Origin of the sequence: Scleromatobacter humisilvae (assembly GCF_023231945.1) — a bacterium.
Taxonomy (GTDB): Bacteria; Pseudomonadota; Gammaproteobacteria; order Burkholderiales; family Burkholderiaceae_C; genus Scleromatobacter; species Scleromatobacter humisilvae.
This window is the reverse complement of the sequence record NZ_JAJLJH010000001.1, coordinates 976,194-992,730: the sequence shown is the minus strand read 5'-3', so window position 1 is coordinate 992,730 and position 16,537 is coordinate 976,194. Positions and strand designations below refer to the sequence as shown.

Below are 16,537 nucleotides of genomic sequence, written 5' to 3'. Positions count from 1 at the left end.
CCGGCTCGGTTTCCATCTGTTACGAACGCGCCTGCCGCAGTAGACTTGTCGCCGACTGTCGATCCGGGCCGCTGGCTCGCGATCCGGCGGAGCTGGGGGAAGCGGATTTGGCCGAGAGTCATTTCACGGGGGCACCCACGGCGCGACTGAACCACGCGTCGGCCGCGGAGCGCGCGAGCTACGCGCCGGCCGAGGTCTGGCGCCACGCGCTCGCAGCGCCGGTCGCCGAGCCGCCGCCCGAAGGCGAGCTCGAGGCCCACGTCGGCGACGCGGCGGTCATGTTCGCCGACATCACCGGCTTCACGCCGCTGGCAACCCGGCTGGCGCGACGCGGCGACGCGGGCGCGGAGGAGTTGTACCGACTGCTCAACGACTACTTCGGCAAGGTGTTGGCGCTGGTTGCGGCCCATGGCGGCGAGCCGCTGAAGTTCGCCGGCGACGCCCTGCTGGTGCTCTGGCCGGCCAAGGGCGGCGACCTGATGCAGGCGACCCAGCGCGCGGCCGCCTGCGCGCGCGAGATCCAGATCGGCCTGTATCGCTACGACGCGGGCGAAGGCACGACGCTGTCGATGCGCGTCAGCGTCGCGCACGGCACCGTGGCCGCGGCCGAGCTGCGCAGCGGCGACGGCGCCTACTACGTGGTCGGCGGGCCGCCGATGACCGAGGTCGCGCAGGCGCAGGCGCAAGCCGAGGCGGGCGACACCGTGGTGTGCAAGGGCGAGTGGGATCGCCTTCGCGAGGCGGCGGGCGAGGCGTCCGCGGGCGACTGGCCCTGGTGCCTGGACATGCTGGAGACGCCTCCGCTGGCCCCGACCCGCCTGCCGCGCTGGACCGAGCAGGCGCTGCGCCGGATCGAGGGCTACGTCCCCGCGCCCATCCGCGCGCGCCTGGCCGCCGGGCATGGCAAGTGGCTGGCCGAGCTGCGCCAGGTGACGGTGCTGTTCGTCCAGATCGCCGATCTCGACCACGCCGAACCGGGCTGGCTGCAGCGGCTGGACGCGCTGATGTGCCGCGTCCAGCCCATCATCCAGCGCTACGAGGGCTTCCTGAAGGAGATCGTCGTCGACGACAAGGGCGTCGGCTTCATCGTCATGTTCGGGCTGCCGCCGTTCTCGCACGAGGACGACAGCGTCCGCGGCACGCGCGCCGCGCTCGAATTGCGCAATGCCTTCGCCGCCGCGGACCACGCCGCCGCCTTCGGCCTGGCGACCGGGCGCTGCTTCTGCGGCGTCGTCGGCACCGACCTGCGGCGCGAATATGCGGTGATCGGGGACGCGATGAACATCGCCGCCCGGCTGATGGAATCCGCCACGCGGATGCCGCCGGCCAACCGCATCCTGTGCGACGCGGCCACGCGGCAGGGCTGCATCGGCGGCGTGGAATTCGAGGCGCTCGAGCCGCTCCGGGTGAAGGGAAAGGACCAGCCCATCGCCGTCGCGCGCCCGGTGCGGGTGCTCGATCGGCGTGGCGAACGCGCGGCTTCCACCGCCATCGTCGGACGCGCGCTGGAACGTGCGGCGATCGAGCGGGCCGTGCAGCAGACGGCGCACGGCGAGCAGGCGCACACGCTGCTGGTGCTGGGCGAAGCCGGCATCGGGAAGTCGTGCGTCATCGCGGAACTGGCCCACCGGGCGGCCGACTCCGGCGTCGCGGCGATGCGCGGCTGCGGCGATGCGGTCGAATCGGCCACGCCGTATTTCGCGTGGCGGGGCGCGTTCACCGCGATGTTCGGCATCGAGGGCGTCGACGACCCGGCGCTGCGCCGCAGCGCGGTGGAACGCTGGCTCGGCGAGCGCCTCGCGCCGCGCGCGCCGCTGCTGGGCGCGCTGTTCGCGCTCGGCGGGGGCGAGACGCCGGAGACCGCGGGCATCGCGGGCCCGTTGCGCGCGAGCGCCACGCACGACCTGTTGATCGCCTGCCTGGAGCGCGCGGCCGCGATGCGCCCGTCCTGCGTGATCCTGGAGGACGCGCACTGGTTCGACCCGCTGTCCTGGACGCTGGTGCGCGACGCCAGCCGCCAGGTCGAACGGCTGCTGCTGGCGGTCTCGTCGCGGCCGCGGATCGACCCCGTGCCGCCGGAGCTCGCCGATCTGGGCCAGGTGCCGCACTGCACGGTGCTGGCGCTCGGGCCGCTCGACGACGAGCAGACCCTGACGCTCGCGCGCCGCCGGTTGAGCGCGGCCGCGCTGGATCCCGAGGTCGAGGCCCTGATCCGCAGCCGCGCGGCGGGCCATCCGTTCCTGGCCGAGGAACTCGCGTCGTCGCTGCACGAGACCGGCGTGGTCGTGGTCGACGAGGGACTGTGCCGGTTCGCAGGCAACGTGGACGTCGAGGCCCTGGCCTTCCCCGACACGGTGCGCGGCCTCGTGACCTCGCGCATCGACCGGCTGCCGCCGCGCGAGCAGCTCGTGCTCAAGGTCGCCAGCGTCATCGGGCCCGCCTTCGTGGTGCGCCTGCTGCGCGAGATCCATCCGGTGCATGCCGACCTGTCGTCGCTGGAGTCGCTGCTCGAGGCCTTGCGCAACGCGGCGCTCACGGTGCTGATCGAGCCCGAGCCGGAGCTGTCGTACGGCTTCAACCACGTCATCACGCACGAGGTGGCCTACGACCTGATGCTGTTCGCCCAGCGCCGCACCCTGCACCAGGCCGCGGCGGAGTGGTACGAGCGCGCCTACAGCGAGGAACGGCCGGAGCTGCTCGCGCTGCTGGCCCATCACTGGACGCGCGCAGGCGTGGTCGCGCGCGCCGTGAGCTATCTCGACAAGAGCGCCGTGCGCAGCTTCAACATGGGCTTCGCCAGCGCGTCGGTGGAGCTCGGGCTGCAGGCGGTGCGCCTGCTCGGGGTCACGCTGCCGAGGGCGCGCGCCGACATCGTGCCGCTCATCGGGGCCGAGCTCCAGCGCATCCAGGGCCTGCTGGCGGGCCGCAAGCCCGCCGCGCTGATGGACCTGCCGCGCCTGGCCGACGAGAACGTGGGCGCGACGATCGGCATGCTGCTGCGCATCGAGCCGGCCGTGCATGTCAGCGGCCAGGGCGAGCTGTTCGCGCTCATCGCGCTGCGCTGCATGTCGCTGACGCTGGAGCACGGCAACGGGCCCGAGGCGCCGCTGACATACTCGATGTTCTCGATCGTCTACCGGGCCATCACCGGTGACGCGCTCACGGCGTTCGCCTTCAGCCGGCTCTCGCTGGACCTCGATGCCCGCCATGGCAAGCGCCTGTTCTCGCCCGTCGCGTTCATCCACCACTACTTCAACGACCACTGGCTCAACCCGGTCGAGGAGTGCCTCGAGATGGCGGCGAACGCGGCCGACGCGGGATTCGCCAGCGGCGACCTGATGTACGCCTGCTTCAACAACTCGGCCCACGTCATCTACCTGGCGTACGGCGGCCGGCCGCTGTCGGACGTGATGGACCTCGCGCGCCGCAACTACGCGCGCAACGGGCGCCGCGTGCTGAACGCGGCCTACCATTGCGTCCTCCAGCTGCAGATCGCCAAGGCGCTCGCGGGCCGCACGCGCGACCTCGCGACGCTGACCGACGACGAATACGACGAGGAACGCGACCTCGCCTCGGTCTGCCGCACCGACCTGCACGAGGAGGCGGGCTGGTACTACGCGGCCAAGCTGCGCCTGCACTACCTCGCGGGCGATTTCGCGGCCGCCCTCGACTGCGTCGCGCGCGCGCTGCCGATGATCCAGGCGATCGCCGGCCAGCCCGTGGAGTCGGAGTTCGCGGTCTACCGCGCGCTCGCCCTTCTTGCGCGCGCCCAGGAGCTCGCATCGCAGCCGGGCACGGAACGGGCCGGACTGCTGGACGACGCCCGCGCCGTGATCGGCCAGATCCGCACCTGGGCCGCCGCGGGGCCGCGTGCCTTCGAGCACCGCCTGTTGCTCGTCGAAGGCGAGCTCGGCGCGACCGAGGGACGCATCGCCGCCGCGCGCGATGCGTTGAACACGGCGGCCGAGATCGCGCGCGGCCTGGGCCAGATCCACTACGAGGCCCTGGCCCACGAACGCTGCGCGGCGCTGCTGGATCGCGCGGGACACCCCGCCGCCGCCAGCGTGGACGCGGCCCGCGAGGCCTGCATGCTGTGGGGCGCCGACGCGCTGGTCGACCGGCTGGATCGCCGCTACGCGTGATCGCGGCGCAGCAGCAGGGCCGTGGCGTGCGGCTCCGGGCCGAGCCCGAGCAGCACGGCACAGTCGCCCTCGATATCCGCTGACCGCGCGGACAGGTTCACGGCGAGGTTGGCGATCACCATGTTCCCGTAGGCCGCGAGCGTGTGCAGCATCTGCCGGGGCTGGAGGGCCTTGTCCCACGCATCGAGCAGCGTGCTGCTGGCCTGGTACGGAATGATGGCGACGGTGTTGGCGGCGATCGCGTTGCGTTCGAGCAGCCGGGCGACGATGGCGGGCGGCTCGTCGACGCCGAAGGTCTTGAACTCCGCCAGGCCGTCCGGCGTGATGTGATAGTACGGCTCGGAGTAGCACGCGGAGACCGGCAGCGGCATCGGCGGCGCCTGCACGGTCAGCGCGTCGCCCTGCATGGTCATGTTGCCGTAGCCGCTGGTCTGGAACGTCGCTTCGCGATCGGCGACCCGCCAGCGGGTGCGATCGTGCGTGAGGCCGATCACCGCCGCGCCCGCGCCATCGCCCGCGCTCACGCATTCGGGCGAGTGGCTGCTGACGTGGCGCGTCCAGTTCGAGCCGCAGACGACCAGCACGTTGCGCGCGCGTCCCGCGGCGACCAGCCCGTCGGCCAGCATCAGGGCGGCCGAATGGTTGCTGAAATCGGCGTTGACGGGCAGCACCCAGCACGACGGGGCGAGCCCGAGCACGGCATGCACCCGGGCCAGCGAGTTCGGGCTGAGGTAGTCGCTGACCGACGCGAAGCCCAGCACGACGTCGACGTCCGCCGCGGCCAGTCGCGCGTTGGCCAGGGCGGACTTCGCCGCCGCGACCATGCAGTCCTCGATGGCCTCGTCCGGCCCCAGCACGTGACGATCGACATACCCGGCGAACAGCGCATTGCCGTTCGGCTGGTTGGCCTTGATCCAGTCGAAGAGCGGGTCGTCGTTGGTCCGGATCGTGGCCGGCACGGCATGGCCGAGACCGAGCAGCCCGACCAGCGGGCGATGCGCGTCGCTCATGATGCCTTGGCCGTCTTGGCCCGCTTCGACCGCAGCACCCGATGCGCCTGCTCGGCGGCCGACAGGGGCGGCACCATCGGCGGCGGCGGGGTCAGTCCGAAGTGCTTCTGCAGCATGATCTCGGCCGTCTGCAACGCGCCCTCGACCCAGCCCTGCTCCTGCGAGTAGGCCTCGCCGCAGATGTAGACCGGCACGTCGTCGCGCGGATGGACTATGGCCTGCATCACCTCCCAGCTGCGCGCGTGGATCTGCCAGAAGTTGACGCCGCCGCCGTAGGGATCCTCGGTCCAGTCGCGGTACGCGGCCGCGAACGGCGCCGGGGCGCTGGACAGCCCATGCATCTCCATCAGCTGGCGATGCGCCTCCTCGACCATCGCGACCGGCGCCTGGTGCCACGACCAGTCCTGCGAGGACGCGGGTGCCGTCGCCTGCGGCCGCTGCGACTCCCACAGCTCGGTGTGCGCGGTCTTCTTGCGCAGGCCTTCCCAGAAGCTCACGCTGAGGTCGTCGTCGTAGCTCGCCAGCAGCGCGGCGCCGCCGGGCGACGTCGCCGTCTTCGGCTCCGTGTCCCAGTAGTAGCACTGGCGGATCGGCAGGTCGGTGATGGAGCGGCCGGCCTTCACGCCGACGGCTTCCCACCAGGCGTAGTCGTAGCACAGGAAGATCTTGAACAAGGGGATGGGCTTGACCGACTCGATCAGCGCGCGGACGCCGACATGCGCCGGATCGAGGACGGCGCCCGTGGGCTCCAGCATCTCGAGCGAGCGGCGCGGCATGGCGAGCACCAGCTTGCGCGCGGCGACCGTCGCGCCGTCGGCGAACTTCAGCAGCACGCCCTGGGTGCCGTCGGGCAGCGCGCCGGCGTCGAAGGAACGCAGCCAGGTGTTCAGGTGCAACTGGCCGCCGGCCGCCACGAATTCCTGCGCCAGGCGCTGCGGCATCTCGTCGTAGCCGTGCGGGAAGCGGCTGTAGGTCACGTTGGCGCCGAAGTCAGCCAGGATGAACGGGATCGCATCGGCCGCGCTCCAGTTGGAGACGAGGCAGTCGTAGCCGCCGGTATCCCGCACGAACGCGTAGCCGTCGGGGCTCAGCACCCGCGCCAGGACGTTCCAGAAGCCCAGCTGGTGCAGCGGCGTGCCCTGGAACTTCGCGGTGCGCACCTCGATGAGCAAGGCATCGTGCGAGAGGCCCAGGCAGGTCGGCACGATCTGCTGCAGCGCGAACAGCAGCAGCGAATTCGCGGCGTCGTTGACGACATGCTTCTCGGCGCCGCGGAAGCGGTAGGGCAGCGTCGACGCGGTGTTGAGATCCGACAGCCGGAACTGCTCGCCGCGCAGGTACGCGATGTTGGCGGGGTCGCCCACCGGCATCGGCTCGGTCGCCATGTGGAACTCCTCCACCAGCCAGTTCACCAGCACGTGGCGCGACATGTAGCGCATCCCGCCGAACTCGCAGCGCGTGTCGGGCATGCCGGGCGGCGTCAGGCTCAGCAGGCGGCCGCCGACGCGGTCGCTGCCCTCGAAGACCCCGATGCGCGGCGGCGTCCTGGCCGTGCCGTCCCGGAGCATGCGCCAGCCGCTGTAGACGCCGGAGACGCCCGCGCCGACGATCGCGACGTCGAGGATCTCGCCCTTGTCCTTGTGCTTCATCGATTGCTCCTTGCTTGCCAACGTGCGTCGCGCTCGATCCGAAGGCCGGAGCGAGGCTCGATCAGGAAGGGGTCATGGCGCCGGTGCCGGCGGCGGGGTGCCGGGATCCTGGTAGTAAGGCGGGATCTGCGTCGTGTCGATATGGACGACGATGACCTGCGGCACCTTGTTCGTCCGGGCGGCGTCGATCGCGCCGGACAGCGCACGCTGCATCGCATCAGCGTCGTTCACCTCGAACGTGTTGGCGCCGAGCGCCTGGGCGAAGCGCGCCAGGTCGGGCTTGCCCAGCGCGTAGTAGTCGCGCCATTGCCCGGTCTTGCTGGGGAAGAACGCGTTCATGCCCTGGCTCACCATGGCCAGGTCGTTGTCGGAGAGCACGACCCAGATCGCGCCGATGCCGTTGGCCGCGGCCGTCGACACCTCGCTGCCGTGCATCAGGAACGCGCCGTCGCCGACGATCGCCAGGCAGGTGGCGTCCGGCGCGGCGAACTTGGCGCCGATCACGGCACCCACGGCGAACCCCATCGGCCCCATCGCGAGCGCGTTGTGCAGGCGCGAGGGCGGGTCGATCTCGAGATAGTGCAGCGACCAGCCCACCGAGTTGCCCGCATCGACGAAGACGTGCGAGCCCTGCGGCAGCAGGTCGCTGATGCACTTCATCGCCGCCTGCGGCGGGATCGGCGCCTGGCGCGCCTCGCGCATCTCGGGCGCGATCCACGGCGACTTCCCGGCCTTGATGCGCTGGATGAAGGCGCGGCGTTCCTGCACGCGCGCGTCGGGCTGGGTGGCGTCGGCGAGCGCGACCAGCTCGTCGATGACCGAGCCGATCTCCGCGACGACGCCGAAATCGAGCGGGAACACGCGACCGATGACGGACGCATCGATGTCGACCTGCACCAGCGAGCCCTGCGGCAGCAGGATCGGATCCCACTTGTTCGTGGCCAGGCCGCCCAGCGTGGTGCCGAGGACGAGCAGGCTGTCGAAGCCCTCGCGCGCCGCCGGGTCGAGCAGCCGCGGCACCATGTAGTACTTCGTCCATTCGCAGAACGCCGTGCCGAAATTGCGCAGCGACATCGGATGGGACTCGGGGAAGATGCCCTTGGCGTCCGGCGTGGTCATCACCGGGATCGCCAGGCGATCGACCATCGCCGCGAAGGCCGCGAGCCGCGGCCCGCGCAGCGCCTCGGCCGCGCCGCTGCCCAGGAAGATCAGCGGACGCGCGACGCCGGCCAGCTGCTCGAACGCCCTGCGCGCGCCCGCGGCGTCCGTGCAGCTGGGCGTGGCGCGGTAGTTCTGCGGCTTGAGCGGGAAGTCGAGCGATGCGATCGGCATGCCCGCCTGGTCGTCGGGCAGGCTGATGTGGGCCGCCCGGTGCGGCACGCCCAGCGCCTCGCGCAGGGCCTGCGCGAACAAGGCCTGGAAGTTGGACGGATTCGTGATGACGGCCGAGTAGCCCGACGCATTGCCGTACACGGCGTCGATGTTCAGGCTGGCGTCGACGCCCTCCTGCAGGTAGCCCATGCCGAAGTACTGCTCGCCGACCTCGCCCGTGATGGTCAGCAGCGAGACGCCCGCGTTCTGCGCGTTCATCGTCCCGGTGAGCGCGTTGGTGGCCCCCGGGCCGGAGGTGACCACGACGACGCCCAGCTTGCCCGAGACGCGCGCGTAGCCGTCGGCGATGTAGGCGGCACCGGTCTCCTGGCGGCAGACGACGTAGTGGAGCGCGTCGCGTTGCGTCATGAGCTCGTCGAGCAGGTGCATCACGGCACCGCCGGGAACGCCGAACAGCGTGTCCACGCCTTCGAGCGCCAGGTACTTCAGCAGCACCTGGGACACCGTCTGGTTCTTGAGGACGACGAACGACGTCGACGGGGCCCGCGGGGTCGCGGAGGCGGTGGATATCGCTGTGGTGTGCAGAGACTTCACGGATCGACCCTCCTCTAGATGGCAATCCGGTGCATCGCGTGCGTCCGGCTGGTTTCGGGCCCCTTGTGCCATCCGGCCGGTTGCCTCGAGCGCGCATCTTCTGCCTTTTCAACAGGCTCGGCAATGGGTAATCCGATGCAGCGATCGGTTGGGCATCGGCGGCACCGCGACGGTGCGTCGAGGCACGCGCGTGCGCTGGCGGACGCGCGGAGTCAGGTGGCCAGCGTCAACTCGGAGACAGCTTCGTCATCGAGGCGGCTGCCCTCGTCCTGCAGCCTCGCGAGCGTCGCCGGATCGAGCGCGCCGGCGAGCGCCGCGGCCACGCGCGCGCGCGCCCGGGCCGAGTTCGCGTCCCGCTGGCCCGCGCGTCGGTGCGCGTGGTCCGCGTGGCCCAGCAGGCGGGCGGCGGCCTCGAAGCGTCCCTGGGCGACGGCCAGCAGCGCGAACAGGTCGGCATACAGGCCGAACCACTCCCACGCGCGGATCCGCGAGGCGTCGATCAACGCGATGACCGCTTCGCGCGAGGCGTCGACGTCGTCGCCGTGCAGCAGCGCGTCGGCGATCGTGGCGAGCGCCGGCAGGATCAGGTTGCCGCGCCGCGCGGAAGGCGCGTCGACATGGGTCCGCGCGACCCGGATGGCGGCGTCCGGATCATCGAGGGCGAGATGCGTCGCCGCGAGCCCGACCCGCGCCACGGCGGTCATCGAGTCGAGCTTGGCCGCGGTGCTCTGGCGCAGCAGGTCGAGGTAGGCCTCGCGGGCCTGTTCGAGGCGGCCCTCCGCGCTTATCACGGTGATGCGGGCGAGATCGAGCTGCAGGCGCAGCCGCAGCGGCCAGTCGGGCGACTGCAGCGCCGACATCTCGGCCACGTGGGCCGTCGCGCTGTCGACGGGCAGCGAGCCGCTGCCGGCCGCGCAGCGCAGCGCCAGGTAGAGGCCGCGCGCGTCGCCGGCCGCGCGGTAGTGCGAGGCCGCGCGCAGGGCGAGTTCCGCCATGACCGCGCCGGAGACGCCCAGGTGCAGCCGGCTGCGTTCCAGCCAATACCGGCTCGCCGCCGGCAGCGCGCCCGCCTGGATCGCGACGGACTCGAGCGCCGCCAGCCGCCGCCGCGCCTCGGGAGCCTGGCCCGTCAGCAGGAAGACGACGCTGGACGAGCCGGCCAGGCGCAGCGCGAGCTCGGGGTCGTGCGCGGTGCTCCATTCGAGCGCCGCGCGGATGTTGTCGATCTCGGGCGCGCAGTCCTCCAGCCACGGCGCGTCGGCGCTGCGCCAGTAGGCTTCGTAGGCCGCTTCCATCATCGCGGTGATCGCTTCTGCGTGGCGCGCCTGCACGCGCGCTCGCTCGCCCGACTCGTCCAGGCGCAGGCGTGCGTACTCGCGGGCGGACTCCAGCAGGCGATAGCGCACGCGCTCGACACCGTCGGCCTCGACCAGCGATCGGTCGACGAGCTCGCCCAGCTGGTCGATCACCTGCCAGGCATCGAGCGACTCGTCGCCGCAGATCGCGGCGGCCAGTTCGAGCGTCAACCCGCCCGCGCAGATGGCCAGCCGGCGCAGGACGCGGCGCGCGGGATCGTCCAGCAGCGCGTGGCTCCAGTCGAGCGCGGCCTGCAGGGTCTGCTGGCGGCGCGGCCCGGTGCGCGCGCCTTGCGTCAGCAGCGACAGGCGGTCGCCCAGGCGCGCGGCGAGTCCGGCCAGGCCGAACAACGGCAGGCGCGCCGCGGCCAGCTTGATGGCCAGCGGGACGCCATCGAGCTGCCGGCACAGGTCGATCACGACCGGCAGGTTCGCGGACGTCACCTCGAAGCGGCGATCGGCCGCCCGTGCCTGGTCGACGAACAGCGCCACGGCGCCGTTGGACACGGCCTCGCCGAGCGACGCCCCGGTCGTCGGCAACTCCAGCGGGCCGAGGCGAAACACCTGCTCCAGGTCGGTCTTCAACGGCACCTGGCTGGTCACCAGCAGATGCACGCCGGGGACGCCGGAAGTCACCGCATGGGCGAGGATCGCGACGCCGTCGCGCAGGTGCTCCGCGTTGTCGACGACGAGCAGCATCTGCAGCGGCTTGAGCGCCTCGATGAGCGGCGGCAGGGGCTCGTCGTTCGCCACGGCCGGCAGGCCCGCGGCCTGGGCGACCGCGCGCGCCACCAGCGTCGGGTCGCGGATCTCGGTCAGGTCGACGAAGTTCACGCCGTCGCGCCAGCCGCCTCGCTGCGCGCGCGCCACCGCCACCGCGACGCTCGTCTTGCCGATGCCGCCGGCGCCGACGATGGTCACGAGGCGATGCTGGCGAACGAGGTCGACGAGCGCCGCGATGTCTTGCTCGCGGCCGCGCAGTTCGCCCGCGGTCGCCGGCATGGGCGTCTCGCCGAGCGTGCGTGCCGGCGGGTCCGTCGGAGCGACTTGCGGCGAGTCCTCGACCGCCGCCGCGAAGCGATAGCCGCGGCCGGGCACCGTCGCGATCACCTGCGGCCCGAGCGCCTTGCGCAGCGCCGACACCTGCGCGGCCAGGTTGTTCTCCTCGACCACCATGCCGGGCCAGACCCGGTCCAGCAGCTCGTTCTTGGAGACGGTGCGGGCACGATGTTCGACGAGCACCGCGAGCATGTCGAACGCGCGTGAACCCAGCGCTGCCGGTTGGCCTCCCACCAGGACGACCCGCTCGTCGAGCCGGATCTCCGCGTTGCCGAAGCAGATGCGTTGCCCCATCGTTCGTCGCCTCCGGTTCGCCTGACATCGGGGATCCGAGTTCGCGGCGCCAACCAAGCAGGGAATCTACATCGTCGATCCGGCGTGACAAGGCGTGTTTTCGAGATCGGCTCGGCTTGTTGGCGCGTCCCTTTCGGTGCAGGATTCCGCACCGCAATGATGCGTCCCGGCATCGAGGAGCCAGCCATGATCAAGGTCAGCGTGATGTACCCGAACACCCTGGGCGCGAGGTTCGACCACGCCTACTACCGCGACAAGCACATGCCGCTCGTGAAGAGTTCGATGGGCGACAAGTGCCTGTTCTACACGGTGGACAAGGGCCTCGCCGGCGGCGCGCCCGGCGAACCCGCACCTTTCGTCGGCATGTGCCATATCTACAGCGACTCGGTCGAGAGCTTCCAGGCCGGCTTCGGGCCGCATGCGAAGGCGATCCTGGCGGACATCGCGAACTACACGGACCTGCAGCCGGTGATGCAGGTCAGCGAGGTGGTCGTGGGCCAGTGACGCTGCTGCGCTGGCGTGCGGCGCGCGCGAGCTGCGACAGCCGCCGCACCAGCGGCTCGAACAACTCGGCCGACGTGTTGCCGTAGCCGAGCACGAGGCCGTTGTCCGCGGCGGTGGGGCGCGCCGCGAAGCTCGACAACGCCTGCGGCGCCATGCCGTGGCGCAGCGCGGCCTGTTCGATCGCGCGATCGGGATGGTCGGCCGGCAGGCGCACGACGAGATGCAGGCCGCCGCGTCCGCCCTCGATGCCGTGCGGCACGCGCAGGTGCTGCGACAGCGCCTCGCGCAACGCGCGCTGGCGCTCGCGATACAGCCGTCCCATGCGGCCGAGATGGCGGCCGTACGCGCCGCTCTCGATGAAGCCGGCAAGCGCGAGCTGCTCGTGGCGATGCCCGCTGCGCAGCAGCTCGCCGAGCGGCGCGGCGACGCGGGCCGCGAGCGCCTCCGGCAGCACGAGGAAGCCGATGCGCAGCGACGGGAACAAGGTCTTGCTGAAGGAGCCGACGTACAGCACCGGCGCGTGCGGCACCAGGCCCTGCATCGCGCCGATCGCCTCGCCGGCGTGGCGGAACTCGCTGTCGTAGTCGTCCTCGACGATCCACGCGCCATGGCGCCGCGCGTTGGCGATCAGCGCGAGACGCCGCGCGGCGCTGAGGACGGCGCCGGTCGGGTACTGGTGCGACGGCGTCGTGCAGACGAGGCGCGGCGGGCGCGCGGCCCAGTCGGCGTCGCTCGCGGCGAGGCCGTCGGCGTCGACGCGAACCGCCTGCACGTCGAGATCGGCGGCGTGCATCGCCGCGCGCGCGCCGCGATAGCCGGGCTCCTCGATCCAGACGGTGTCGCCCGGATTGGCCAGCAGCCGCGCGCACAGCGACAGCGCCTCGTGCGCGCCTTCCGTCACGACGATGTGCGCCGGGTCGCAGCGCACGCCGCGCGCGACGCTGAGATGGCGCGCGATCGCGCCGCGCAGCGCCGGCTCGCCGAGCGGGTCGCCCTGGCCGAGGCCCGCCGGACCGGCGGCGTCGATTGCGCGATCGAGCGCACGGCGCCAGTCCGCGAGCGGAAAGTGCGCGAGCGCCGGCACGCCGGGGCGCAGCGCGATCTCGTGGCCCGGCTTGGCCACGACGTGGATGCGCGCCAGCCGTCGGGCGACGTCCGCCATCGGCGGCACCGCGCGCGCGGCGGCGGGCCGCGGCGCGGTCGCCAGGGCGGCCACGCGCGTGCCGCGTCGATCCGGCTGCAGGTAGCCTTCGGCGGCGAGCAGCTCGTAGGCGGCGGTCACGGTGTTGCGCGAGACCGCCAGCGCCTCGGCCAGCGCGCGCGACCCCGGCAGCCGGCTGCCCGCGGCGAGGCGCCCGCGCAGGATCGCCTGCTTCAGGCGCTGATGGAGCTGGCGCTGCAGCGGCGCCGCGCCGCGCGCGCGATCCAGCGGCTCCTCGAGCAGCACCTGCGGCAGCAGCGTGGCGGGCATGTCGGGACGTTCCTTCGTGGCACCATCAAAAGTAGCAATTCTGGCACTTCTCGGAGATCCAGCAGCGGCTTAACGTGGAGGCCTCTCTTCACAAGGAAGCTGCCGATGTCGACCTGGCCGTCGCCGATCCGTCTCGAGGGCACGTCGTGCTCGCTCGAACCGCTGTCGCTCCATCATCACGACGAACTCGTCGCCGCCGTGCGCGACGGCGAGTTGTGGAACCTCTGGTACACGAAGATCCCGCGTCCCGAGGACATGCGCGCCGAGATTGCACGCCGGCTCGACCTGCAGGTGCACGGCTCGATGCTGCCGTTCACGACGCGCGACGCGCGCGGCAAGGTCGTCGGCATGACCAGCTACATGAACGTCGACACCCCCAACCGCCGCGTCGAGATCGGCTCGACCTGGACCGCCGCCTCGATGCAGCGCAGCGCGTTCAACACCGAGTGCAAGCGCCTGCTGCTGGGCCACGCGTTCGAGGCGCTCGAGTGCATCGCCGTCGAACTGCGCACCCATTTCGTCAACCACCAGAGCCGGCGCGCGATCGAGCGCCTCGGTGCCAAGCTCGATGGCGTGCTGCGCAGCCACGCGCTCGCGCGCGACGGTTCGCTGCGCGACACCTGCGTCTACAGCATCACGCGCGCCGAGTGGCCGACGGTGCGGTCGCACCTCGACTGGCAACTCGTCAAGCCGCGTTGAAGGCCAACCAACTCATAAGACATCGTACAACAAGGCGTGCAACCTCCGCGGGCGAGGGCGCGCCTCACGGATCAGCATAAACCCCTGGTTGTCACTTCGGGCTCAAAGGCGGATAGTTCGATCAAGTCATCGGACAACATACAACTTGCGTCGAGCGGCGTCCGTGCCAGCGGCGCCGCGCATTCGCGGACGTGCGGGGACGCGGCGTGCGACGAATCGCCTTTCGCCTGGAGCCTCCATGCCGCAATCCTCCACGCCGGTCGTCACCTCGCTGACCGTCATTCCCGTCGCCGGCCGCGACAGCATGTTGCTGAACCTGAGCGGCGCGCACGGCCCGTTCTTCACGCGCAACCTGCTGCTGCTGACCGACTCCGCCGGCCGGACGGGCGTCGGCGAAGTGCCCGGCGGCGAGAAGATCCGCCAGACGCTGGAGGACGCGCGTCCGCTGGTGGTCGGACAAGCCATCGGCGCCCACCAGGGCCTGCTCGCCCGCATCCAGCAGGCCTTCGCCGACCGCGATGCCGGCGGCCGCGGCCTGCAGACCTTCGACCTGCGCACGACCATCCACGCCGTCACGGCGATCGAGTCCGCGCTGCTCGACCTGCTCGGCCAGCACCTCGACGTGCCGGTCGCGGCGCTGCTCGGCGAGGGCCAGCAGCGCGACGCCGTCGAGATGCTCGGCTACCTGTTCTATGTCGGCGACCGCGACAGGACGGACCTGCCGTACGCGCGCGATCCCGAGGCCGCCGACGACTGGCTCCGGCTGCGCCACGAGCAGGCGATGACGCCGGAGGCCATCGTGCGTTTGGCCGAGGCCGCGCACGAGCGCTACGGCTTCAACGACTTCAAGCTGAAGGGCGGCGTGTTGCGCGGCGACGAGGAGATCGAGGCGATCGTCGCGCTGCACGAGCGCTTCCCGCAGGCGCGCGTCACGCTCGACCCGAACGGCGGATGGCTGCTGAAGGACGCGATCCGCCTGATGAAGGACATGCGCGTCGTCGTCGCCTACGCGGAAGACCCGTGCGGCGCGGAGGACGGCTTCTCCGGCCGCGAGGTGATGGCCGAGTTCCGCCGCGCCACCGGACTGCCGACCGCCACCAACATGATCGCGACCGACTGGCGGCAGATGAGCCATGCGCTGGCGCTGCAGTCGGTCGACATCCCGCTGGCCGATCCGCACTTCTGGACGATGGCCGGCTCCATCCGCGTGGCCCAGACCTGCCGCGACTGGGGCCTGACCTGGGGCTCGCACTCCAACAATCACTTCGACGTCTCGCTGGCGATGTTCACGCACGTCGGCGCCGCGGCGCCGGGCCGCGTGACGGCGATCGACACGCACTGGATCTGGCAGGACGGGCAGCGCCTCACGAAGGAGCCGCTGCGGATCGTCGGCGGTCTCGTGCAGGTGCCGAAGAAGCCCGGCCTCGGCATCGAGCTCGACATGGGCGAGGTCGAGAAGGCCCACCGCCTCTACCAGCAGCACGGCCTCGGCGCGCGCGACGACGCGATGGCGATGCAGTTCCTGATCCCGGGCTGGAAGTTCGATCCCAAGCGGCCGGCGCTGGATCGCTGAGCCGGCTCGCGGTCCGGCGTGCGCGCGTCGCCGATCGCCTTTTCCCGTCCACACCGGAGTCCGCCATGAGAGAAAACCGCCTGCGCTCGATCTGGAAATCCGGCGGCGCCGTCGTCAACGGCTGGCTCGCCATCCCGAGCAGCTTCTCGGCCGAGACGATGGCCCATCAGGGCTGGGACAGCCTGACGATCGACCTGCAGCACGGCGTGGTCGACTACGCGTCGATGGTCCCGATGCTGCAGGCGATCTCGACCACCGACACCGTGCCCGTCGTGCGCGTGCCCTGGCTCGAGGCCGGCATCCTCATGAAGACGCTGGACGCCGGCGCGTACGGCGTGATCTGCCCGATGGTCAACACGCGCGAGGATGCGCAGAAGCTGGTCGCGTGGACGCACTACGCGCCGCAGGGCACGCGCAGCTTCGGCCCGGTGCGCGCGTCGCTGTACGGCGGCGCGGACTATGCGGAACATGCCAACGACACCATCGTGACCTTCGCGATGATCGAGACGGCGCAGGCGCTGGACAACCTCGACGAGATCCTGTCCGTCGAAGGCCTCGACGCGATCTACATCGGGCCGTCGGACCTGTCGCTGGCGCTGGGATGCCGCCCGGTCTTCGACGACGTCGACCCCAAGGCCGCGCAGGCGATCGCCCACATCCTGGCGCGCGCCAAGGCGCACGGGCTGGTCGCGGGCATCCACAACGGCACGACCGACGGCGCCCTCGCGCGCATCGCCAACGGGTTCCAGTTCGTCACGGTGGGCTCCGATGCCCGCTTCATCGCCGCGGGCGCGCAGCAGACGGTCGCGCGGATGCGCCGCGCGTCGGCGCCGCCCGCCGCCGGCACCTACTGAA

At 71.6% G+C, this 16,537-nt stretch carries 10 protein-coding genes; 5 read left to right on the top strand and 5 right to left on the bottom strand.

The genetic code is table 11. The features are described 5' to 3' along the window. The first annotated feature begins 107 nt into the window (after positions 1-107). Entirely contained in the window at positions 108-4,142 is a 4,035-nt protein-coding gene (locus LPC04_RS04715) for an AAA family ATPase (RefSeq protein ID WP_275681027.1), read from the top strand. Here the strand turns inward: LPC04_RS04715 and LPC04_RS04710 are convergent. The 4 genes from LPC04_RS04710 to LPC04_RS04695 form a co-directional block, all read right to left on the bottom strand. Next, positions 4,133-5,152: a beta-ketoacyl-[acyl-carrier-protein] synthase family protein gene (locus LPC04_RS04710; protein WP_275681026.1), complete on the bottom strand. Its 1,020-nt coding sequence runs from the start codon at positions 5,150-5,152 to the stop codon at positions 4,133-4,135. The genes LPC04_RS04715 and LPC04_RS04710 overlap by 10 nt on opposite strands. After that, the gene (locus tag LPC04_RS04705; protein WP_275681025.1) at positions 5,149-6,801 is read right to left on the bottom strand and encodes a flavin monoamine oxidase family protein; all 1,653 of its coding nucleotides are present in this window, start codon (positions 6,799-6,801) and stop codon (positions 5,149-5,151) included. Before LPC04_RS04705 ends, LPC04_RS04710 begins: the two co-directional genes overlap by 4 nt. Positions 6,802-6,873: 72 nt before the next feature. After that, complete coding sequence (locus LPC04_RS04700) at positions 6,874-8,727, bottom strand: thiamine pyrophosphate-binding protein (protein ID WP_275681024.1); 1,854 nt, start codon at positions 8,725-8,727, stop codon at positions 6,874-6,876. A 212-nt stretch (positions 8,728-8,939) separates the two neighbouring features. Next, positions 8,940-11,435, bottom strand: coding sequence for an ATP-binding protein (locus LPC04_RS04695; protein WP_275681023.1), 2,496 nt, complete (start codon positions 11,433-11,435; stop codon positions 8,940-8,942). A 186-nt stretch (positions 11,436-11,621) separates the two neighbouring features. On the opposite strand from LPC04_RS04695, the gene LPC04_RS04690 reads away from it, so the two are divergent. Further along, positions 11,622-11,939 (top strand): EthD family reductase, encoded by a 318-nt coding sequence (locus LPC04_RS04690; RefSeq protein WP_275681022.1) that lies wholly within the window; start codon positions 11,622-11,624, stop codon positions 11,937-11,939. Here LPC04_RS04690 and pdxR read toward each other — a convergent pair. Further along, positions 11,914-13,410: a MocR-like pyridoxine biosynthesis transcription factor PdxR gene (pdxR, locus tag LPC04_RS04685; protein WP_275681021.1), complete on the bottom strand. Its 1,497-nt coding sequence runs from the start codon at positions 13,408-13,410 to the stop codon at positions 11,914-11,916. The two genes, LPC04_RS04690 and pdxR, sit on opposite strands and share 26 nt — an antisense overlap. 105 nt (positions 13,411-13,515) lie before the next feature. Between pdxR and LPC04_RS04680 the strand changes: the two genes are divergently transcribed. From LPC04_RS04680 to LPC04_RS04670, 3 genes are all read left to right on the top strand, one after another. Continuing rightward, positions 13,516-14,109, top strand: coding sequence for a GNAT family N-acetyltransferase (locus tag LPC04_RS04680; protein WP_275681020.1), 594 nt, complete (start codon positions 13,516-13,518; stop codon positions 14,107-14,109). A gap of 238 nt (positions 14,110-14,347) precedes the next feature. Further along, the gene (gene gudD / locus LPC04_RS04675; RefSeq protein ID WP_275681019.1) at positions 14,348-15,682 is read left to right on the top strand and encodes a glucarate dehydratase; all 1,335 of its coding nucleotides are present in this window, start codon (positions 14,348-14,350) and stop codon (positions 15,680-15,682) included. A gap of 65 nt (positions 15,683-15,747) precedes the next feature. Continuing rightward, positions 15,748-16,536, top strand: a complete 789-nt coding sequence (locus tag LPC04_RS04670) for an HpcH/HpaI aldolase family protein (protein ID WP_275681018.1) — start codon at positions 15,748-15,750, stop codon at positions 16,534-16,536. Position 16,537 lies beyond the last annotated feature (1 nt).